Here is a 19,760-nt window from a genome sequence, read left to right as displayed (position 1 = left end):
TGCACGTGCATGGTGCGACGTTCCACGAGTCGATCGACGCGTGGATCGTCGGAACCTGCACACGCGTCGACCCCCGCGCAGGCGGTCAGGCGGTCCAGGCAGCCGGGTGCCGCCGCTGCCAGCGCAGCCGCCGCTCGAGCTGGGCCCCGATCGCGAGCAGCACCCGCTCGCCCCCGGGACGCCCGATCAACTGGACGCCCATCGGCAGGCCGCCGCCGTCCGGGTGGTCGTCGGCGGTGACCCCGACGGGCAGGGTGATCGCGGGCAGCCCGGCCACGTTCGCCATCGAGGTCCACGGCGAGTACGCGCACTGGCGGCGGAAGTCCTCGTCCGGGTCGTCGCCGTACCAGCCGAGCGGCCGCGGGGTCAGTGCGAGGGTCGGTGACAGGACGGCGTCGAACCGGTCGAACGCACCGATCAGCGTCGCCGAGAACGTGTCGAGCACGGTCATCGCGTCGAGCACCTGCGTGCCGGTGAGCCGCTGTCCCCGCTCCACGAGCCACGCCACCAGCGGCGTGAGCGCCGTCAGGTCGATGCCGGGGACCATCGGCAGCCGCGCCGCGGAGCTCTCCCACGCCACCCGGAACGCGTCGGCGTACGGCGCCCGCGGCATCTGCACGTCCTCGACGCCGTGCCCCAGTTCGCCGAGCACCCGCACAGCGGTCTCGACGGCAGCGCGCGCCGCGGGGTCGACCACGACGTCGACGGTGTCGTCCCACGGTGAGCCGTCGAGCAGCCCGACGACGAAGCGTCCCTCACCGCGGACGGCCGCCGCGGTGAACGGGCCGTCACCGCGCGACGGCGTGACCAGGGCGTACGGCGACGGTTCCGGCAGGCCGGTCGGCGCGACGAGGGCGTCGAGCAGCATCCCTGCGTCCGCGACGGACCGGGTCAGCGGCCCGGCGACGGAGAGCCCGCCGACACCGGAGCGACCGGGCATCGACGGCACCCGCCCGCGGCTCGGCTTCAGGCCGACGAGTCCGGTCGCGGCGGCCGGGATCCGGACCGATCCCCCGCCGTCGGACCCGACGGCCGCGGGCAGCAGCCCGGCCGCCACGGCGACCGCCGCCCCGCTCGACGACCCCCCGGGCGCGCGGGTCGTGTCGTAGGGGTTCCGCGTCACGCCGAACCGCGTCTCCGACGACGAGGACATCCCGAACTCCGGCGACGCCGTCTTGCCGAGGCTCACCGTGCCGGCGGCGTCGAGCGCCGCGACGAGCGGGTGGTCGGCCCCGGCAGGGCGCTCCGGCAGACTCGCGGTGCCGGAGCGCGTGGGGACCCCGGCGCGGTCGTACAGGTCCTTGTCGGCGGACGGGAGGCCCCACAACGGTCTGGACGTCGGCACCAGGTGCCCGAGACGGTCGGCTCTCGTGCGCGCGGCGGTCGCCGTGACCGTCACGAACGCACCGAGGGCTGGGTCGAGGCGCTCGATGCGGGCGAGGTAGTGCTCCGTCACCTCGAGCGCGGTCGCCTCCCCCCGGCGGATCCAGTCCCAGAGTTCCTGCGCGGCGAGGTGGTGGAGTTCGAACACGGTTCCCGAGCCTAGGCGGCGACGGTGCCGGTCGTGCGTCAGTGCTGGTCGTACGTCAGTGCTGGTCGTACGTCAGTGCTGGTCGTACGCGTAGAAGCCGCGGCCGGTCTTCACGCCCAGGTGCCCCGCGTCGACGTACTGCCGGAGCAGCTGCCGCGGGCCCTCGGGCAGGTGCGGGTCCTCCGCCGCGTAGTGCTCCTCGATGTCCAGGACCACGTCGAGCCCCACCTGGTCCATCATCCGGAACGGCCCCGCGGGCGAACCGGTGTTCACCGCGAACATGGCGTCGACGTCCTCCGGCGTGGAGACCCCGTCGGCCACGACCGCCAGGGACTCGCGCTTGATGGCCGCCCAGATGCGGTTGAAGATGAACCCGGTCGACTCCTTGCGGGCGACGAACGGCCGGACGCCGTAGGTCGGCAGGACCTCGAGCAGCAGGTCGATGACCGCGGGGTCGGTCTCCCCGTCGCTCATCAGGTCGACGGCGTTCTGCGCCGGCGGCATGTAGAAGTGCATGTTCAGCACGCGCTCGGGGTGCTCGACCTCGTCGATCACGAGTCGGCTCGCGTACGACGACGAGTTGCTCGCCAGGATCGTGTCCGCCCCGACGGCGCGGTCGAGCTGCCCGAACACCGTCGTCTTGAGGTCGAGGCGCTCCGGGATCGCCTCGACGACGAGCCACGAACCGGCGACGGCCTCGTCCAGGTCGTCGAACGCGCGGACGGTGCCGACCGCGCCCCCGTCCCGCGCCGCGGCGAGCGCCGGGAGCTCGCGCTCGACGTACTCGACGGCGGCCGTGCGGACCGGCTCGGCGAGGTCGTACACGCGGGACTCGCCGCCGGCGCTGGCGAACACCAGGGCGATGCGACGACCGAGGGTCCCACCGCCGATCACGGTGACGGGTCGGTTGCGGATGTCGGTCGGCAGGGAGAAGCCCATGGTGTCCTTCGTTCTCGGGTGTACGTTCGATACACAACGTACTCAGTACGGAACGTATCGCAACTCGACAAGGAGTTCCCATGCAGGCCTCGGACGTCCTCCGCCACGCCACCACCCCCCTCACCGGGCCGGTCTATCCGCTGCGCCCGACGCGCTTCACCGATCGCGAGTACTTCAACGTCGTGTACCGGACCGACCCCGACGCCCTCCGCGCCGTCGTGCCGGAGCCGCTGCAGGTCGACGCGCCGCTGGTCCGGTTCGAGGTCATGAAGATGGGCGACGTCGACGGCTACGGCCCCTACGTCGAGTCCGGTCAGGCGATCCAGGTCACCCACGACGGCGAGGTCGGCGAGTACCTGCACGCCATGTACCTCGACAACTCCGCGGCGACGCTCGCCGGTCGCGAACTGAGCGCCTACCCGAAGGTGCTCGGGACCCCGGGGTTGCGCGTCGACCAGGGCGCCCTCGTCGGCACGCTCGACCGCGGTGCCGAACGCGTGGCGACGGCGACCATGGCGTACCAGTGGGAACCGATGGACCCGGTCGAGGCCGCGGCGCAGATCACGGTGCCGACCTGGATGGTGAAGCTCGTCCCCGACGTGACGACCCTGGGGCTGCGCGCCGCCGATCTCGTGCGGACCGAGATCACCGACATCGTCGTGAAGGGGGCCTGGACCGGGCCCGCCCGCCTGCAGCTGTTCGAGCACGCCCTCGCGCCGATGGCCGACCTGCCGGTGCTCGAGGTCATCAGCGCCTCGCACGTCCTGACCGACCTGACGCTCGCGCCGGTGCGGTCCGTGCACGACTACCTGGCCGACCCGCGCCGGTCGGACGACGCCTCCTAGGATGAGCCGATGTCCCCACGAGTGAGCGACGACACCGCCGCACCCGCCCGCCCCACCCGGCGGCGCAGCAGCACCCGCGCGGAGCTCGTCCGCGCGGCCGAGGCGCTGTTCGACGAGACCGGCTCGGCCTCGGCCAGCGTCGAGGCGATCGTCGCACGTGCGGGGTTCACGCGCGGGGCCTTCTACTCGAACTTCGCGACGACCGACGAGCTCTTCTTCGCGGTGTACGAAGCGCAGGAGGCCGTGGTCGTCGAGCGGCTCGAGGACGGCTTCCGGGCCGCGCTCGGCACGACCGACCCGCAGTCCGTCGACGCGATCGTCTCCGGGGTCCTCGGCGGCCTGCCCCCCGAGGGCAAGTGGTACGCGATCCGCTCGGTCCTGCTGTCCCGGGCGCGACACGAACCCGAGCTCCGGGCACTGCTCCGAGCGCACACCGACGCCTTCCACGCGGCACTCGAACCGCTGCTCGTCGAGTCGGTCACGGCACAGGGCCGGCGCCTCACCGTCGCCCCGGACGTCTTCACCCGGGCGGTCGTCGCCGCGCACGTCGGCGCGGTCAGCCAGACGGTGCTGTACGACGACGCCGCGACCATCCGCGTCGCCGCGGTGCGGGGTGCACTCCTCGGACTCAGCGAGCCCGCGCGCGAGCCCGACGGTGCCGACGACACCGCCGACTCGGGAGGTACAGCGTGATCGTGCCCGAAGCCGCGGTCCCGCTGTTCCTGCGGGCCACGCACGCGAACGCGCCGTTCGTCACCGAAGCGGGAGCGCACCGAGCCGTCCGCCGACAGGCCCTCCGCCCCGAGCCGTTCGGACCACCGAAGCGCCTCCGGCCCGACGTGCGCGTCGACGTCCACCGGCAGGGTGGCACCCCGGTGTACACCGTGACGCCGAGCCGCCAGCCACCGCTCCGCGACGTCGTGTACGTGCACGGCGGCGGGTGGGTCCACGAGATCGCCCCGCAGCACTGGGCGCTCATCGCCCAGCTCGCCGCTGAGGCGCGCGCCACCGTGACCGTGCCGATCTACCGACTCCTGCCGGACGGCAACGCTCGGCAGGCGCACGACCTGGTCCTCGACGTCGCACGCCGCGTCATCGACCGGCGCGGACGGGTGCAGCTCGCCGGCGACTCCGCCGGTGGGCAGATCGCGCTTTCCGTCGCCCAGACCCTGCGCGACCAGGGCGTCCCGTCGCTCCGGACCGTCCTGGTGTCACCGGCGCTCGACCTCGGCTTCTCGAACCCGCGCATCCCCCAGGTCCAACCGAGCGACCCGTGGCTCGGTCGCGACGGGGGCCGTGTCCTCGGTCACCTGTGGGCCGATGGCCTGTCGATCGACGACCCGGTCGTCAGTCCCCTGGCCGGCTCGTTCCTCGGCCTCGGCCCGATGCTCGTCCACACCGGGACCCACGACGTGCTGAACCCCGACGCGCACCTGCTCGTCGAGGCCGCCCGGTCCGCGGGCGTGGACGTCACGCTGCGCGAGCGCCCCGGCGCCCTGCACGTGTTCCCCCTGCTGCCGACGCGCAGCGGACGAGCAGCACGGCAGGAGATCGTCGCGGCCGTCCGCAGAGCCTGACGGTCAGCGCAGGACCCGGCCGCGTGCCCGAGACGGCCACGGCGGCGGACCGCCGGCCGTCCTGCGCGACGCGGGGCGGGCCTCCCGGTCGGACCGTCAGACGCCCAGGTGGGCGGCGAGCACGTCCCGGACGCTCGTCCACCCGTGCGGACCGGAGCGGTCGTCGTCGACGTGGTGGAGCTCGGCCTCGCCGCTGAACATGCTCACGAAGTACTGCATGCCCTGCCAGGCCGGGAACGGTTCGGTGTCGTCCTTCGACAGCCGACGGCCGATCCGTGCCATCGCCGACAGCGTGCCGGTCGTCCCCGCCCACTGCAGCCGGAACGGGGTGCCGGTCAGTCGGGACATCGTGTCGACGATCGACCGTGCCGTGACGCGGTCACCGGCGACCTCGACCACACGGGGTGCGTCCGCGTCGAGTGCGACGAGCGCCGTCACGCGCGCGACGTCGTCCTTCGTGGTGAAGTCGAGGACCTGGTCGGCCGACGACCAGTAGAGCACCCGCTGGCGGTCGAACAGGATCAGCGGTGCCTGACCGGTGAGCATGTCCGTGAACGCCCCGTTCAGCACCGAGGTCGCACGGATCGGTGCGGCGTCGAGGGCGGCGGCGAACTCGCGGCGGAGCTCGAAGTTCCGGTTCGAGCCGGGCGTGATCGAACGGTAGTCGGCGGCGTAGTCCGAGGGGATGAACCGCGGGACGCCGGCCTGGACCGCGGCGTCGAGCAGGGCGCGCTGGGCGTCCACGATCACCGCTCGGGTACCGCTGACCGCGGAGACGACGACGTCGAACCCGGCGAGCGCCGTGACCAGCGCCGGTGCGTCCGTGTAGTCCGCGGTGACGACGTCGATGCGGTCGTCGTCGGCGAACTGCCGCTGGGCGCCGGTGCTGGACGGGCGGGTGAGGACGCGGACGCGGGTGTCGTGCTGCAGGAGCTCGCGGACGATGCGTCCGCCGAGGTCTCCGGTGGCGCCGGCGACGAGGACGGTGGTGGTCATGGCCGCCACGCTACGGGTGCGCGGGTGCGGCGGGCACAGGTGCGCTGGCGGCGGCGCCGGTGCGCTGGCGCCGGGTTCTGTGGCCCTATCCTGCGGAGGTGGACACGACTCTCCCCTCCGGCACGACGAAGCGCCGGATCGAGCTCCGGCTCGCTCGCCCCCTGCTCACCTGGTTCGCCCGCCCGACCGTCACGATCGACGGGGTCGGACACCCGGCGCAGTGGGGCACCGGCACGTGGACCGTGGCCGACGACGGCCGGACCGTGATCGGGGTGTACCTGTTCAACCGGGCATGGCGCTTCGGTGCGGCGACGGTGACGGTCGGCGATGCCGAGGTGCTCGAGTACCGCGCGGGTGTGCTGCCCGTCGGCGTGGGCCGGTTGGCGCCCGTGCCGATGCCGGGCCTGCCGGGCCTGCCGGGCCTGCCGGGCCGAGATTCGCGCTGAGCGACACTCCACGCGGCGCGGGACCCGAGGAGTGTCGCTGAGCCCGAGACCCGGGCACGGGCCCGGCGCGGCCCGGCCCTGCACCCGGCCAGGCCCGGCCCGGTGCTACTCGTGCTCGATGTCGGAGAACAGGCCGGTGAACGTGGCGCCGGTGCCGCCGAGCTGCTGGAAGAACGCGCCGGCCTCGGTGGTCGCCACCGCGTCGGAGGCGTCCCCGTACGAGGCGAAGTACAGGTCGAGGGTGCGGTGCGCCGGTGTGGGCGTGCCGTCCTCCTTCGGCCAGACCTTCGCCGCCTCGAGCCGCTGCAGGCCGGGCAGCTTCGCGGCGAGTGCCTCGAGCTCCACGTAGGACTGCTCGAACGCCGACGGGTCGGCCGGGTTGTCGATGATCAGGGTGATCTTCGTGGTCATGGTGTGCTCCTGCGGGTGTCGGTGGGACGGGTGAAGGTGCAGCGCCCACTCCACTCCGTTCCGCGCACCGCTGCCCGGGATCGGCTACTCGAACATCTCGGCGAGGAGTGCGTGCGGGTCACCGTCGACGACGTGTGCCGAGGGCGGCTCCGGCCAGTGCGTCGTGCCGTCGTCCGGCCAGCACGGCACGACGTGGAAGTGCAGGTGCCGCACGCTCTGCCCGGCATCGGCGCCGGAGGCCTGCAGCACGACGGTGCCGGTGGCGCCGAGTGCGCCCCGCATCGCCCGTGCGACACGCTGCGCGAGCGCGACGGTGGCGGCCAGTGCCACCGGGGCGGCACCGAGCAGGTCGTCGGCGTGCTCGACCGGTACGACGAGGGTGTGCCCGGGTGCAAGTGCGGACCCGGGCAGCGGCGCGAACGCGACGGCGTGTTCCTCGCGCTCGACCCACACGGCCGGTTCGTCGCCGGCGATGATCGCGCAGAAGACGCAGGATGCCATCCGTCCAGTGTGCTGCACCCGGAGCACCGGGCGCTCCGAGGGCGGTGCCGTGCGCGCGCCGCCGCGTGGGACGATTGGCGCATGACCGCCACGCTCGTCGCCAAGGGCCTGTCCGGCGGGTACGCCGCTCGCACGCTGTTCGACTCCCTCGACCTCACGGTGGCACCGGGCGACGTGATCGGCGTCGTCGGCGTGAACGGTGCCGGCAAGTCCACCCTGCTCCGACTGCTGGCGGGTGTCGACGAGCCCCTGGCGGGCACGGTGTCGCTCGCGCCGACCGACGCGTTCGTCGGCTGGCTCCCCCAGGAGCACGAACGGATCGCGGGCGAGACCGTCGCCGCGTACATCGCCCGACGGACCGGCTCGGCCGAGGCGACCGAGGCCATGGACGCCGCGGCTGCCGCGCTCGGCGACCCGGACGCCGGCGACGCTGCCGCGGACCGCTACTCGACGGCGCTCGACCGCTGGCTCGCCGCGGGCGCCGCCGATCTGGAGGACAGGATCCCCGCCGTCCTGGCCGACCTCGGCCTCGAGACCGGAACCGATGACGACGGCGTCGGGCCGGACTCGCTCATGACCGCGCTGTCCGGTGGGCAGGCCGCTCGGGTCGGGCTGGCGGCGCTGCTGCTGTCGCGGTTCGACATCGTCCTGCTCGACGAGCCCACCAACGACCTCGACCTCGACGGGCTGGACCGGCTCGAGGGGTTCGTCCGGGGCCTGCGCGGCGGGGTCGTGCTCGTCAGCCACGACCGGGAGTTCCTGGCACGGTCGGTGACGAGCGTGCTCGAGCTCGACCTGGCGCAGTCGTCCAACCGGCTGTTCGGCGGCGGCTACGACTCGTTCCTCGAGGAGCGCGAGATCGCCCGGCAGCACAAGCGCGACGCGTACGAGGACTACGCCTCCACCAAGGCCGACCTGGTCTCCCGCGCCCGCACACAGCGCGAGTGGTCGAGCCAGGGCGTGCGCAACGCCATGAAGAAGGCCCCGGACAACGACAAGATCCGGCGCAAGGCCGCCTCGGAGTCGAGCGAGAAGCAGGCGCAGAAGGTCCGCCAGATGGAGTCCCGCATCGCGCGGCTCGACGAGGTCGAGGAGCCCCGCAAGGAGTGGCAGCTCGAGTTCACGATCGGCAGCGCGCCCCGGTCCTCGGCCGTCGTGGCCACCCTGTCCGACGCCACCTTCACGCAGGGCGACTTCACGCTCGGCCCGGTGTCGTTGCAGGTCGACGGCGGCGACCGCATCGGCATCACCGGACCGAACGGCGCCGGCAAGTCCACGTTGCTCCGGGCACTGCTCGGCAAGCAGGCGCCGACGACCGGCACCGCCTCGCTCGGGTCGAGCGTCGCCGTCGGCGAGGTCGACCAGGCCCGTGCGGCCTTCACCGGCGACCAGTCGCTCGCCGCGGCGTTCGAGGCGATCGTGCCCGAGTCCACCACCGCCGACGTCCGGACGCTGCTCGCGAAGTTCGGGCTGAAGGCCGACCACGTCGGACGGCCCGCGTCGGCGCTCTCCCCCGGCGAACGGACCCGCGCCGGACTCGCGCTGCTGCAGGCCCGCGGGGTGAACGTGCTCGTGCTCGACGAACCGACGAACCACCTCGACCTGGTGGCCATCGAGCAGCTCGAACAGGCACTGGAGTCGTACGACGGCACCCTGCTGCTCGTCACGCACGACCGGCGCATGCTGGAGACCGTCCGCCTCGACCGGCAGTGGCACGTCGACGCCGGCCGGGTCACCGAACGCTGACGACACCAGGAGCACACACCCAGACGACGAGCGCACGCTGGACCAGGAGCACAGGGGGATGCCGATGCGACGCAGGGGCTGGATCGCCGTGGTCGGGGCTGCTGCTGCGCTCGCCGTCGCGGCCGCCGTCGTCGTCGGGGTGACCGCCGACCGGCCGGACGCCGACCCGACCCACGTCGCACGGGCCACACCGACCGCGACGCCGACGCCGACCCCCACCCCGACGCTCGCGGCCGTCCCCCGAGCACCGTCGGCCGCCGCCCTCGCCGCCCTGCCGTTGGCGTTCCACGACGGCGTCGTCCCCGAACTGCTCGACGGCGGGGACGTCCGCCCCGCGGACACCTGGCAGATAGCCACCCCACGGCACGACCTCGTGGCCCTGTACGCCAGCCCGTCCAGCCGCGCCCGCCCGGTGGCCACCCTGTCGCACCGGGTGTCGACGATCGACCTGCCCGCCGCCACCGCCGTCTGGGGCCGGTCGCCCGGCGTCGACGGCGGCATGCTCCTCGTCTCGACCCCGGCCCGGAACCGCACCCCGGGCGACGGCGGTGACCCGGACGCGCCGAGCGCCACGTTCGCCTGGGCACGGGCCGCCGACTTCACGGTCGCCGACACCGACCGGATGATCCGCGTCGATGTCGCCCGGAGCACGGTCTCCGTCGTCACCCGGAGCGGCCAGGTCACCGCGACCGAGGCGGCCCGGCTCGGCACCCCCGAGGACCCCACACCGTCCGACACCGCCACCTACGTCGAAGCGGCGTACGTGGACACCCGCGTGACCTACACGCAGGGCAACCCGATCATCCTGACCGGCGCGCACTCGTCGCGGATCCCGTCGTACGGCGGCAACGCGGCACTGACGGCGCTGCACTACTACCCCGACCCGACCGGCAGTTCGCACGGGTGCGTGCGGATCTCGGCGGAGATGACCCGCACCCTCGCCGCCCTGCCCGTCGGCACCCCGATCCGGTTCAGCTAGCGGCCGCCGCCGAGCCCGAGCCGCTCGACGACCTCGGCGCTCTCCTCCTCCGGAGTGCGGTTGGCCGCGATCGTCAGGTGCGCCTCGTCGTCCTGCGGCGGCTCGAGCGTCGCGAGCTGGGACTGCAGCAGCGACATCGGCATGAAGTGGCCCGACCGCTGCGACATGCGCTGCTCGATCAACGCGCCGTCACCGGCCACGTGCACGAACACCACGCCGGGCGCCCGCAGCACGTCGCGGTACGACCGCTTCAGCGCCGAGCAGGTCACGACACCGTGGGTGCCGGCGTCGAGGTGCCCGCGGATCCAGCCGGCGACGACGTCGAGCCACGGCCAGCGGTCCTCGTCCGTCAGTGGCGTACCGGCGTGCATCTTGTCGACGTTGGCCTGCGGGTGCATGGCGTCGCCCTCGGCGAAGTCCCACCCGAGCTGCTCGGCGACCATCGCGGCGACGGTCGACTTGCCGGAACCGGAGACCCCCATGACGACCAGGACACTCGCATCCAGAGCGGAGTCGCCGCTCATCGGATGAAGACCCCGGCCAGCAGCACCCCGAGCAGACCGAGCACCGAGATGAGGCACTCGAGCACCGTCCACGTCTTGAAGGTCTGTCCCACGGTGGTGTTGAGGTAGCCCTTGACGAGCCAGAACCCGGCGTCGTTGACGTGCGACAGGAACACCGAGCCCGCACCGATCGCCAGCACGAGCAGCGAGGTCATCGGCGTGGACAGGTCGGCGGCGATCGGGGCCATGATGCCCGCCGCGGTCACGGTGGCGACCGTGGCCGACCCGGTGGCGACGCGCACCAGGGCCGACACGACCCAGGCGACGAGGAGCACCGAGACGCCGGAGTCCTTCACGGCGTCGGCGATCACCCCGCCGATGCCCGTGTCGATGAGCACCTGCTTGAACCCACCGCCGGCACCGACGATGAGCAGCACCCCGGCGACCGGGGGCAGCGCGCTCTCGAGCGACTTCGCCACGGCGGACCGGTCCATGCCGCCGCCGATCGCGAAGAAGACCATCGCGTAGATCGCCGCGATGCCGATCGCGATCATCGGCGACCCGAGGAAGTCGAGCAGGCTCACCCACGAGCCAGCGGCGTCGGGCATCGTGGCCTCGCGGACGGCCTGGGCGAGCATGAGGACGACGGGCAGCAGGATGCCGATGAGCGCGACGGTGAACGACGGGCTGCGGGGCTCGCTGATGACGCGCGTGAAGTCGCTCTTGCCGTTGGGAAGGGACGCGGTGTCCTGCGTGGCGGGGCCGCGCCGGGCCTCCCGTCCGCCCGAGGCGGGGTCCTGCGGACCGGACGCCGAGCCGGAGTCCGACCCACGCGACCCGAACATGTCGGGCGCGGGGATGTCGACCCAGCGGGCCGCGAACTGGGCGAACACCGGACCGGCCAGGATGATGACCGGGATCGCCAGCACGATGCCGAAGGCGAGCGTGGTGCCGAGGTTCGCGCCGACCGTCGAGATCGCGACGAGCGGGCCGGGGTGCGGCGGAACGAACGCGTGCATCGTCGACAGGCCGACCAGGGCGGGCACGGCGATCTTCATGATCGGCACGGAGCTGCGCTTCGCGACGAGCACGATGATCGGGATGAGGAGCACGAGGCCGACCTCGAAGAACATCGGCAGGCCGATCAGCGCACCGATCAGGGCCATCGTCCACGGCAGCGCGGCCTTCGACGACCTGCGCACCAGGGTGTCGACCACGCGGTCGGCGGCGCCGGAGTCGACGAGCATCTTGCCGAACATCGACCCGAGCCCGACCAGGATGCCGACGCTCGTCATCGTCGCACCGAAGCCGTTGCCGAAGCTCACGACGGCCTTGTCCGGTGCGAGCCCCGCACCGATGCCGACGCCCAGGGCACCGATCACGAGCGCGATGAACGGGTGCACCTTGAGCCAGGTGATGAGCGCGATGATCACGACGATGCCGACGAGGGCCGCGATGATCAGCTGCGGGATCGGCCCGGACGGGTCGACGGTCTCGGTGCCGCCGCCCTCGGCCGCGAGGACCGTGCCCACGGGGTGGGCGAGCAGGTGGACTGGAGCGTGAGGCATCGGTGCCCCTTCCTGGAGCCGCTGCCGCGCGGCTCCGTCGCCTTCGTGTCGAGGGGCAGCTGGCGCTGCGCGAGCCGACCCTCAATAATCTGATTAATCAGACTATACGACGATCCGCCGCGCGCCATCCGCCCTCGGACGCAGTCTGCCGTTTCGATGGGACCGACGTCACGCCGATCGCGCGACCCGTACTGCACGGAGGAACGATGCCCCCAGCCCGCGGACTCCACGCCCACGTGCTCGACACCCTCGGGCAGCGCATCGTCGACGGTGCGCTCGACCCCGGCACGGTGGTCCGCCCCGAGCTCGTGGCGGACGAGTTCGGCGTGTCCCGGTCGGTCGTGCGCGAGGCGCTCCGCGTCCTGCAGTCGCTCGGACTCGTCGAACCCCGGCAGCGCGTCGGCACGCAGGTGCTCGGCATCGGGTCGTGGGAACTGCTCGCCCCGACGGTCATCCGGTGGCGTGGCGCCTCGCCCGCCTACTTCGTGCAGCAGCGGGAACTCCTCGAACTGCGGCTCGGCGTCGAACCCGTCGCAGCGTCGCTCACCGCCGGCGGCTCCGGGGCGTCCGCCGTCCTCGACGCCGCGCAGGACATGCTCGCCGCCTGCGCGCGCGAGGACAGCCGCGCGTACCTCGAGGCCGACGTCCGCTTCCACCGCGCCCTGCTCACCGGCTCCGGCAACGCCGTCTTCGCGCACTTCGCCGGCACCGTCGAGGCGCTGCTGCGCACCCGCACGTCGGAGTCGCGCGACACCATCACGCGCTGGACGCGCGAGGCAGCACTCCGCCACGAGGCCGTCGGGCACGCGCTCGTCGCGGGTGACGGGGCCGCCGCGGCGGCCGCGACGACGGCGCTCGTCGGCGTCACGCGCGACGAGTTCATCGCGGAGGCCCCGCGGCCCTGACGGGGTGTGCGGGGTGCGGGGCGGGCGCGGGGCGGCACGCCGTGCGCTGACCGTCGAGGTTCCACAACGCGCCGTGCGCTGGTCGTCGAGGTTCCACAACGCGCGCGATCGCACGCCGAGATGCGCAGATCTCGGAACCTCGGCGCGGCCCGAGACGCGACCAGACGACGGACGGGAGGCCCGTGGCAACGCGCCCACGGGCCTCCCGTCCGACAGCCGCCCGGGTTCCACAACGCGCCGTGCGCTGGTCGTCGAGGTTCCACAACGCGCGCGATCGCACGCCGAGATGCGCAGATCTCGGAACCTCGGCGCTGCCTGAGACCGCACCGAACGACGACGGACGACGGACCGGCTACTTGCGCGCGAAGAGGCGGGGACCGCGCAACCGCAGGCGCATCGTCACCGTGCCGAGCCACCGGTCGTACTTGTAGCCGACCTTGCCCATCCGGCCGACCTCCTCGAAGCCGAGCCGCTCGTGCAGGCGGATCGAGGCCTCGGCCTGCCGGTCGGCGATCACGGCGACGACCTCGCGGACCCCGGCGGACCGGCACTCGTCGAGCAGGGCTTCCATGAGCGCACGGCCCAGCCCCTTGCCACCCGAGGCCGCTCCGAGGTAGATCGAGTCCTCGACCACCCGGTTCGACCGGTCGCGCGGGTTCCAGGCGTCCACGAGCGCGTAGCCGAGGATCTGCCCGGCGGGGTTCTCGGCCACCAGGAAGGGCAGCTTGCGCTTCCGGATGTCGTCGTAGCGCTGCTTCCACCGGGCGAAGGTGAACGCCGACGGGTCGAAGGTCACCGACGAGTTGCGGACGTAGTGCGTGTGGATCTCACGGACGTCGGGCAGGTCGCTCGCCTCGGCGGCACGGATCCGGTACTCGAACGCGGTCTCGCTCGCCGGCCGGGCACGCAGGTGTCGCGGCAGGACCCGCCGTCGCTGGTATTCCTCCTCGAGCACGTGCCGAGCCTACTGAGCGGGCAGCGACCAGTCGACCGGTGCCGCGCCCTGTTCCTGCAGCAGCGCGTTGACCTGCGAGAACGGCCGGCTGCCGAAGAAGCCCCGCGACGCACTCAACGGGCTCGGGTGCGCCGACGCCACCACCGGGGTGTCGCCGAGCAGCGGCCGGACGGACGCGGCCTGCGCGCCCCACAGCACGGCGACGAGCGGGGTCCCCCGGGCGACGAGTGCGCGGACCGCCTGGTCGGTGACGGCTTCCCAGCCCTTGCCGCGGTGACTGCCGGCGTCGCCCGCACGGACCGTGAGCACACGGTTGAGCAGCAGCACGCCCTGGTCCGACCACGCACGCAGGTCACCGTGCGCCGGCGGGGCCACGCCGACGTCGGCGCTGAGCTCCTTGTAGATGTTCGCCAGGCTGCGCGGCACCGGACGAACTGCCGGGTCGACGGCGAACGACAGCCCGATCGGGTTGCCCGGCGTCGGGTAGGGGTCCTGCCCCACCACGAGCACCTTCACGGCGTCGAACGGCGTGGTGAAGGCCCGGAGCACGTCGGCGCCGGCCGGCAGGTAGGTGCGGCCGGCCGCTGTCTCGTCACGGAGCCAGGCACCCATGCGGTGCACGTCGGCCTCCACCGGAGCGAGCGCCGACGCCCAGCCCGGGTCGACCAGGTCGGCGAGCGGTCGTGGTTCCACGACGGCTACGCGCCCATCGTGGCGACGGCCACCGACTCCTCGCCGGCCATGACCCGCCAGACGCTGCCGGTGCCCCGGACCTCGAGCGCGCCCTCGCCGACGACGAGGGCGGTGTCCTCGTCGATCGCCAGGCCGGCGGTGACGAACTCCGCCTCGGCGCTCGCGATCAAGCGGGCGAGGGTGCCGGCCTGCACCGCGTGGACGTCGATGGTCAGGTCGACCAGGCCGAGCCCTTCGCGGAGTTCGACCTCGTCGAGTCCTTCAGAGGCTGCCTCGGGGCAGATCTCGACGCCGCCGATGCGCCAGCCGCCCACGAGCGCGCGGTCGGCGGCGATCATCGCACCGGCCGAGTAGCCCAGGTAGGGCAGGCCGTCGGCGACGAGCAGCCGAAGCTGGTCGACGAGTGGGGCGATCGCGCCCAGGTAGTCGGGGGTGACGCCGCCACCGACGACGAGCGCGTCGACGTCGCTCAGGACGGTCGTGTCGAACACCTGGCCGGCCGCGACCTCGGTGACGACGACCTCGGCCGCGCGGGCACCACCGAGCACCTCGGCGATGTCGGCGGTCGACGACGGACTGCCGCCGTCCGGGCCGGCGACGGAGAGCAGGGCGATGCGCGGGACCGTCCGGCCGACGGCGGCCGAGCGTGCGGTGGCCTCGGCGAGGAAGGGCGCTGCGGCGTCCGAGGCGGCGAAGAGTCCGCCGCCGACGAGGTGGATGCTCACGACTCGGCCGTCACCGGTGCGAGGGCGCTCCACGGGAACGTGATCCAGCCGTCGACCCGGCGCCACACGTGGTCGGGCTCGAGGACGGTGCCGGGCTTCGAGTACAGGCAGGCGCTGCGGACGTCGGCACCGGCGTTCCGGATGATGTCGACCACCAGGCGCAGGGTCCGACCGGAGTCCGACACGTCGTCGACGACGAGCACGCGCTTGCCGGCGAGGCTCGGGGCGTCGAGCGCGGGTGCGAGCACGACGGGCTCGTCCAGGCGCTGCTCGACGTCGGTGTAGAACTCGACGTTGATCGAGCCGCACTCCTTGGTGCCGAGCGCGTAGGCCACGGCACCGGCGATGATCAGCCCGCCGCGGGCGACGGCGACGACGACCTCGGGCTCGAAGCCGGAGGACAGCACGTCCTTCGCGAGCAGGCGTGCGGCGTCACCGAACTCCAGCCATCCGAGCACCTCGGGCCCGCTCGTCACGGTCACGGTCGACTGAGCCGGGGCCGTGGGCTCGGGTTCGCTGCTGATCGGCATCCGTCCACGGTACCGGCAGGGACCCCGCGCCCGCGACCCGTGGCCACCGCCCGGGCGCTGCGCAGGCGATCAGCGCGGCGTGAGCGTGCCGCGCGCGAGCTTGTGCTGCGCCGACTGCGCGACCGGTCGGATCGTGACGAGGTCGAGGTTCACGTGCGGCGGCAGTTCCACCGCGTGCACGATCGCCTCGGCGACGTCGTCGGCCACGAGCGGGTCCGGCACGTCGTCGTAGACCGCAGCGGCCTTCTGCTCGTCGCCGCGGAAGCGGGTGAGCGCGAACTCGTCGGTCTTCACCAGGCCGGGGGCGATCTCGACGACGCGGATCGGTTCGCCGTTCAGCTCGAGCCGGAGCGCGCCGACCAGGGCGTGCTCGGCGAACTTCGCGGCGTTGTAGCCGCCGCCGTTCTCGTACGCCACGAACCCGGCCGTGCTCGTCACCGTGACGATGTCCGCTCCCCCGCTGTCGCGTGCACGGTCCCGCAGGTGCGGCAGCAACGCGGCGACGACGCGCTTCGTACCGATCACGTTCACCTCGAACATGGCCCGCCAGTCGTCGACGTCGGACTCCTCGACGCTGGCCGAGCCGAACGCGCCACCGGCGTTGTTGACGAGGACGTCGGCGCCGCCGAGCTCGGCGACGCGGGCGGCGAGCTCCTCGACGTCGGCGGCGCTCGTGATGTCCGCCACCAGGACCTCGGCCCCGGTCTCCGCGGCGAGCGCCTCGAGCTTCGACGCCCGGCGGGCGACGGCGAGCACGTCCCAGCCCCGCGAACGGAACAGCCGGACGGTGGCCGCCCCGATGCCCGAGCTCGCTCCGGTGACGACTGCGCGCCGTGCTGCCATGTGATCTGCCTCCTGCGTCGGTGTCGGGGCAACGGATCGCCCCGGTGTCGGGACGACTGCTCGCCCCGGTGTCGGGACGACTGCTCGCCCCGGTCCCCACCGTACCGACCCTCCCAGGTCACGATCCGGTAACGTGACCGACGATGACGACGGATGCCGCCCCTCCCGCACCCTCGGCCCCGGCGACGCAGCTCGAACCCGGCCGGGCACCGCGCCGTATCCCGATGTGGGACACCGCGCGGTTCGTCGCGGTGACCCTCGTGGTGATCGGCCACGCGATCCAGCGCCAGACGACGGCGAGCGAGCACGCCCTGGCGCTCTACACGTTCATCTACGCGTTCCACATGCCCGCGTTCGGTGTGATCAGCGGCTACTTCTCGTCGGCCGACACCCCGACGGCGAAGCGCATGCGCCGGACGATCACCGACATCGTCGTGCCGTACATCATCATGCAGACGATCTGGACCGTGGTGCAGGGCATCGTCGAGGGCGGCAAGGACTTCAACCCGACGCAGCCGACCTGGACCCTGTGGTTCCTGCTGGCCCTCGGCATCTTCAAGCTGATCCTGCCGTACCTGGCGCAGCTGCGGTGGCCGTTGTTCTGGGCCGTCGTGTTCAGCATCGGCGTCGGCTACTTCGACAACGTCGACTCCACGCTCTCGTTGTCCCGTGCGATCAGCCTGCTGCCGTTCTTCCTGCTCGGGTGGCAGGTCAAGCAGTGGGGGCTCTTCGACCGCTGGTACGAGGCCTCGCGCCGCACCGTGGTCCGGGTGCGCGTCGCCGCCGGCGCCGTGTTCGCCGCGTGGGCCGTGTCGTGCGCGGTGTGGATCCCGCAGTTCAAGGAGTTCGACCTGCACCACTGGTTCTTCTACGACGACTCGTACTCGGGTCTCGGCGAGGACGCGTGGTGGGCCGGCGCCGTCCGCTTCGGCCTGATGCTGCTCGCGACACTGCTGACCGCGTCGTTCCTGGTGCTCATCCCCCGCCGGAACATCTGGCTCACGCAGTTCGGTGCGGCGACGATGTACGTGTACCTGCTGCACACGTTCGTGCTCTACCCGATTCGCGAGTCCGGCGTGCTCGCCGGTCCGCACTCCGCGTGGCCGTTCGTGCTCCTGATGGTCGCGATCGCCTGCGCGGTGAGCCTCTTCCTCGCGCAGCCCTTCGTGCGGCGCGGGATGCGCTGGCTGCTCGAACCGAACGTCGGCTGGCTGTTCCGTCGCGACAATTGACATTTCCGCGCAAGCAGTCGTCTTCGCTGCGCTCAGTCGGCAGCGCGCGACGTCGCGGCAGGCCGCGACCGATCCCCGTGGTCGCCGCCGTCAGACGAGCGCGCAGGCTCGACCGGGAGGCCCGTGGTGCGTCGGGCGTGCGCGTTACGTCCCGAGGCGGGTGCGCTGGTACCAGCGCGACCACCTGCGTACCGTGACACCCGACGCACAGTCGCGCCGCGCCTCCGGGCCGAGCGCAAGGCGACCCGACGACCAGCCGCACCGGACAGGAGCACCAAGATGACCGAGCACGACGCCGCGCAGTGGCGGTTCGAGACCACGCAGGTCCACGCCGGCGCACAGCCGGACCCGACCACGGGCGCCCGCGCCACCCCGATCTACAAGACGACCTCGTACGTCTTCGCGAACTCGGACGAGGCCCGCGACCTGTTCGCCCTCGCCAAGCCGGGCAACATCTACTCCCGCATCATGAACCCGACGAACGACGTCGTGGAGCAGCGCATCGCGGCACTCGAGGGCGGCAGCGGCGCACTCCTCGTGGCGTCCGGCCAGGCGGCGGAGACGTACGCCGTACTGAACATCGCGGGTGCTGGCGACCACATCGTGTCGTCGTCGTCGATCTACGGCGGCACGTACAACCTGTTCAAGTACACGCTGGCGAAGCTCGGCATCGAGACCACGTTCGTCGAGGACCAGGACGACCTCGAGGAGTGGCGCCGCGCCGTCCGCCCGAACACGAAGCTCTTCTTCGCCGAGACCATCGGCAACCCGCGGATCAACGTCCTCGACATCACCGGCGTCAGCGACGTCGCGCACGAGTCCGGCGTCCCGCTGATCGTCGACAACACGATCGCGACGCCGTACCTGATCCGTCCGTTCGAGCACGGGGCCGACATCGTCGTGCACTCGGCGACGAAGTTCCTCGGCGGCCACGGCACGGTCATCGGCGGCATCATCGTCGACGGCGGGAAGTTCGCCTGGTCCCAGCACCCGGACAAGTTCCCGGAGTTCAACACGCCCGACCCGTCGTACCACGGCGCGGTCTTCGCCGAGGCAGTCGGCAACGAGCTCGCCTACATCGTGAAGGCCCGCGTGCAGCTGCTCCGCGACCTCGGCGCGTCGAACTCGGCGGACACCGCGTTCGCACTCCTGCAGGGCATCGAGACGCTGTCGCTCCGCATCGAGCGCCACGTGTCGAACGCCCAGGAGATCGCCGAGTGGCTCGACCAGCACCCGGACGTCGCGACCGTCGCCTACGCCGGCCTGCCGACGTCGCCGTGGTACGCCGCGGCGAACCGGTACGCGCCGAAGGGCGTCGGCGCCGTGCTGTCGTTCGAACTCAAGGGCGGGGTGCCCGCGGGCAAGGCGTTCGTCGACAACCTGCAGCTGTTCTCGCACCTGGCGAACATCGGCGACGTGCGCTCGCTGGTGATCCACCCGGCGTCGACCACGCACTCGCAGCTCACGCCCGAGCAGCAGCTCACGACCGGGGTGACGCCGGGCCTGGTGCGCCTGTCCGTCGGCATCGAGAACATCGAGGACCTGAAGGCCGACCTCGAGGCCGGGCTCGCCGCGGCCCGTGCGGTCTCGCAGGAAGGGCAGCGCGCCTAGCGTTCCTCCCGCCCGGGCACCGAGGCACGGCGCGCTCGATGCCTGTGCATGTTGCGACGTCCCACGAGTCGATCGACTCGTGGGACGTCGCTCGTTGCGCACGCATACGGTGCGTGTGCATGGTGCGACGATCCACGAGTCGAACAACGCGCACGATGTCGGAACATGCGCACGCACGCAAACGGCGAGCGCGGCCCGGGACCCGGCCACGGGGTGGGCGTGAC

General features: G+C 72.5%; 21 protein-coding genes. 9 read left to right on the top strand and 12 right to left on the bottom strand.

The genetic code is table 11. From position 1 onward, the window contains the following. Positions 1 to 85 precede the first annotated feature (85 nt). Together EDF47_RS11645 and EDF47_RS11640 are read right to left on the bottom strand one after the other, a co-directional pair. Positions 86 to 1,531 carry an amidase gene (locus EDF47_RS11645; RefSeq protein WP_133937083.1) on the bottom strand — a complete coding sequence of 482 codons (1,446 nt, stop codon included), beginning with the start codon at positions 1,529 to 1,531 and terminating at the stop codon, positions 86 to 88. Between the two features lie 72 nt (positions 1,532 to 1,603). After that, entirely contained in the window at positions 1,604 to 2,470 is an 867-nt protein-coding gene (locus EDF47_RS11640; RefSeq protein WP_123339781.1) for a 3-hydroxyacyl-CoA dehydrogenase NAD-binding domain-containing protein, read from the bottom strand. Between the two features lie 80 nt (positions 2,471 to 2,550). On the opposite strand from EDF47_RS11640, the gene EDF47_RS11635 reads away from it, so the two are divergent. The 3 genes from EDF47_RS11635 to EDF47_RS11625 are packed head-to-tail and all read left to right on the top strand — an operon-like array spanning position 2,551 to position 4,892. Beyond that, the gene (locus EDF47_RS11635; protein WP_123294243.1) at positions 2,551 to 3,315 is read left to right on the top strand and encodes an acetoacetate decarboxylase; all 765 of its coding nucleotides are present in this window, start codon (positions 2,551 to 2,553) and stop codon (positions 3,313 to 3,315) included. A 9-nt stretch (positions 3,316 to 3,324) separates the two neighbouring features. Next, a complete protein-coding gene (locus EDF47_RS11630) occupies positions 3,325 to 4,008 on the top strand; it encodes a TetR/AcrR family transcriptional regulator (protein ID WP_133937085.1) in 684 nt (227 codons plus the stop codon). Next, positions 4,005 to 4,892 (top strand): alpha/beta hydrolase, encoded by an 888-nt coding sequence (locus tag EDF47_RS11625; protein WP_133937087.1) that lies wholly within the window; start codon positions 4,005 to 4,007, stop codon positions 4,890 to 4,892. Before EDF47_RS11630 ends, EDF47_RS11625 begins: the two co-directional genes overlap by 4 nt. Before the next feature lie 96 nt (positions 4,893 to 4,988). Here the strand turns inward: EDF47_RS11625 and EDF47_RS11620 are convergent, their stop codons facing one another. Further along, positions 4,989 to 5,888, bottom strand: coding sequence for an NmrA family NAD(P)-binding protein (locus EDF47_RS11620; protein WP_133937089.1), 900 nt, complete (start codon positions 5,886 to 5,888; stop codon positions 4,989 to 4,991). Between the two features lie 98 nt (positions 5,889 to 5,986). Between EDF47_RS11620 and EDF47_RS11615 the strand changes: the two genes are divergently transcribed. Continuing rightward, the gene (locus EDF47_RS11615; RefSeq protein WP_133937091.1) at positions 5,987 to 6,334 is read left to right on the top strand and encodes a hypothetical protein; all 348 of its coding nucleotides are present in this window, start codon (positions 5,987 to 5,989) and stop codon (positions 6,332 to 6,334) included. Positions 6,335 to 6,439: 105 nt separating this feature from the next. On the opposite strand, the gene EDF47_RS11610 is transcribed toward EDF47_RS11615, so the two are convergent. Beyond that, on the bottom strand, positions 6,440 to 6,745 hold the full coding sequence (locus tag EDF47_RS11610) for an EthD family reductase (RefSeq protein ID WP_123937738.1): 306 nt from the start codon (positions 6,743 to 6,745) through the stop codon (positions 6,440 to 6,442). 84 nt (positions 6,746 to 6,829) lie between these two features. Then, positions 6,830 to 7,246, bottom strand: a complete 417-nt coding sequence (locus tag EDF47_RS11605; RefSeq protein ID WP_133937093.1) for an HIT domain-containing protein — start codon at positions 7,244 to 7,246, stop codon at positions 6,830 to 6,832. Between the two features lie 81 nt (positions 7,247 to 7,327). Between EDF47_RS11605 and EDF47_RS11600 the strand changes: the two genes are divergently transcribed. Continuing rightward, the gene (locus EDF47_RS11600; protein ID WP_133937095.1) at positions 7,328 to 8,992 is read left to right on the top strand and encodes an ABC-F family ATP-binding cassette domain-containing protein; all 1,665 of its coding nucleotides are present in this window, start codon (positions 7,328 to 7,330) and stop codon (positions 8,990 to 8,992) included. Between the two features lie 64 nt (positions 8,993 to 9,056). Beyond that, positions 9,057 to 9,971, top strand: a complete 915-nt coding sequence (locus tag EDF47_RS11595) for a L,D-transpeptidase (protein ID WP_133937097.1) — start codon at positions 9,057 to 9,059, stop codon at positions 9,969 to 9,971. Here the strand turns inward: EDF47_RS11595 and EDF47_RS11590 are convergent. Continuing rightward, positions 9,968 to 10,495 carry a gluconokinase gene (locus tag EDF47_RS11590; protein WP_133937099.1) on the bottom strand — a complete coding sequence of 176 codons (528 nt, stop codon included), beginning with the start codon at positions 10,493 to 10,495 and terminating at the stop codon, positions 9,968 to 9,970. The two genes, EDF47_RS11595 and EDF47_RS11590, sit on opposite strands and share 4 nt — an antisense overlap. Continuing rightward, positions 10,492 to 12,042 (bottom strand): SLC13 family permease, encoded by a 1,551-nt coding sequence (locus tag EDF47_RS11585; protein WP_208320946.1) that lies wholly within the window; start codon positions 12,040 to 12,042, stop codon positions 10,492 to 10,494. The genes EDF47_RS11590 and EDF47_RS11585 overlap by 4 nt, the downstream gene beginning before the upstream one ends. A gap of 206 nt (positions 12,043 to 12,248) precedes the next feature. Between EDF47_RS11585 and EDF47_RS11580 the strand changes: the two genes are divergently transcribed. After that, positions 12,249 to 12,947 (top strand): FCD domain-containing protein, encoded by a 699-nt coding sequence (locus tag EDF47_RS11580; RefSeq protein ID WP_131846445.1) that lies wholly within the window; start codon positions 12,249 to 12,251, stop codon positions 12,945 to 12,947. A 352-nt stretch (positions 12,948 to 13,299) separates the two neighbouring features. Here EDF47_RS11580 and EDF47_RS11575 read toward each other — a convergent pair whose 3' ends face one another. The 5 genes from EDF47_RS11575 to EDF47_RS11555 all read right to left on the bottom strand — a co-directional run bounded on the left by EDF47_RS11575 (position 13,300) and on the right by EDF47_RS11555 (position 16,693). Further along, a complete protein-coding gene (locus EDF47_RS11575; RefSeq protein ID WP_123294233.1) occupies positions 13,300 to 13,902 on the bottom strand; it encodes a GNAT family N-acetyltransferase in 603 nt (200 codons plus the stop codon). Positions 13,903 to 13,911: 9 nt separating this feature from the next. Further along, a complete protein-coding gene (locus EDF47_RS11570) occupies positions 13,912 to 14,595 on the bottom strand; it encodes a uracil-DNA glycosylase (RefSeq protein ID WP_133937101.1) in 684 nt (227 codons plus the stop codon). Between the two features lie 5 nt (positions 14,596 to 14,600). Beyond that, complete coding sequence (locus EDF47_RS11565) at positions 14,601 to 15,320, bottom strand: Type 1 glutamine amidotransferase-like domain-containing protein (protein WP_111086446.1); 720 nt, start codon at positions 15,318 to 15,320, stop codon at positions 14,601 to 14,603. Further along, a complete protein-coding gene (locus EDF47_RS11560; RefSeq protein WP_173168683.1) occupies positions 15,317 to 15,850 on the bottom strand; it encodes a phosphoribosyltransferase in 534 nt (177 codons plus the stop codon). The genes EDF47_RS11565 and EDF47_RS11560 overlap by 4 nt, the downstream gene beginning before the upstream one ends. Before the next feature lie 69 nt (positions 15,851 to 15,919). Beyond that, complete coding sequence (locus EDF47_RS11555; protein ID WP_133937103.1) at positions 15,920 to 16,693, bottom strand: SDR family oxidoreductase; 774 nt, start codon at positions 16,691 to 16,693, stop codon at positions 15,920 to 15,922. Positions 16,694 to 16,836: 143 nt separating this feature from the next. Between EDF47_RS11555 and EDF47_RS11550 the strand changes: the two genes are divergently transcribed. After that, positions 16,837 to 17,925, top strand: coding sequence for an acyltransferase family protein (locus EDF47_RS11550; RefSeq protein ID WP_123937729.1), 1,089 nt, complete (start codon positions 16,837 to 16,839; stop codon positions 17,923 to 17,925). 279 nt (positions 17,926 to 18,204) lie between these two features. Continuing rightward, on the top strand, positions 18,205 to 19,536 hold the full coding sequence (locus tag EDF47_RS11540; protein WP_111086406.1) for a bifunctional o-acetylhomoserine/o-acetylserine sulfhydrylase: 1,332 nt from the start codon (positions 18,205 to 18,207) through the stop codon (positions 19,534 to 19,536). Positions 19,537 to 19,760 lie beyond the last annotated feature (224 nt).

It is taken from the genome of Curtobacterium sp. PhB190 (genome assembly GCF_004365385.1).
In the GTDB taxonomy this organism is placed as follows: domain Bacteria; phylum Actinomycetota; class Actinomycetes; order Actinomycetales; family Microbacteriaceae; genus Curtobacterium.
This window is presented reverse-complemented; position numbering and strand designations above follow the sequence as displayed.

Bases quoted from the DNA above. Each gene is read 5' to 3' on its own strand.
- EDF47_RS11640 (WP_123339781.1), bottom strand. From the start codon at position 2,470: ATGGGCTTCTCCCTGCCGACCGACATCCGCAACCGACCCGTCACCGTG.
- EDF47_RS11635 (WP_123294243.1), top strand. From the start codon at position 2,551: ATGCAGGCCTCGGACGTCCTCCGCCACGCCACCACCCCCCTCACCGGG.
- EDF47_RS11630 (WP_133937085.1), top strand. From the start codon at position 3,325: ATGTCCCCACGAGTGAGCGACGACACCGCCGCACCCGCCCGCCCCACC.
- EDF47_RS11620 (WP_133937089.1), bottom strand. From the start codon at position 5,888: ATGACCACCACCGTCCTCGTCGCCGGCGCCACCGGAGACCTCGGCGGA.
- EDF47_RS11610 (WP_123937738.1), bottom strand. From the start codon at position 6,745: ATGACCACGAAGATCACCCTGATCATCGACAACCCGGCCGACCCGTCG.
- EDF47_RS11605 (WP_133937093.1), bottom strand. From the start codon at position 7,246: ATGGCATCCTGCGTCTTCTGCGCGATCATCGCCGGCGACGAACCGGCC.
- EDF47_RS11600 (WP_133937095.1), top strand. From the start codon at position 7,328: ATGACCGCCACGCTCGTCGCCAAGGGCCTGTCCGGCGGGTACGCCGCT.
- EDF47_RS11595 (WP_133937097.1), top strand. From the start codon at position 9,057: ATGCGACGCAGGGGCTGGATCGCCGTGGTCGGGGCTGCTGCTGCGCTC.
- EDF47_RS11590 (WP_133937099.1), bottom strand. From the start codon at position 10,495: ATGAGCGGCGACTCCGCTCTGGATGCGAGTGTCCTGGTCGTCATGGGG.
- EDF47_RS11585 (WP_208320946.1), bottom strand. From the start codon at position 12,042: ATGCCTCACGCTCCAGTCCACCTGCTCGCCCACCCCGTGGGCACGGTC.
- EDF47_RS11580 (WP_131846445.1), top strand. From the start codon at position 12,249: ATGCCCCCAGCCCGCGGACTCCACGCCCACGTGCTCGACACCCTCGGG.
- EDF47_RS11560 (WP_173168683.1), bottom strand. From the start codon at position 15,850: ATGCCGATCAGCAGCGAACCCGAGCCCACGGCCCCGGCTCAGTCGACC.
- EDF47_RS11555 (WP_133937103.1), bottom strand. From the start codon at position 16,693: ATGGCAGCACGGCGCGCAGTCGTCACCGGAGCGAGCTCGGGCATCGGG.
- EDF47_RS11550 (WP_123937729.1), top strand. From the start codon at position 16,837: ATGACGACGGATGCCGCCCCTCCCGCACCCTCGGCCCCGGCGACGCAG.
- EDF47_RS11540 (WP_111086406.1), top strand. From the start codon at position 18,205: ATGACCGAGCACGACGCCGCGCAGTGGCGGTTCGAGACCACGCAGGTC.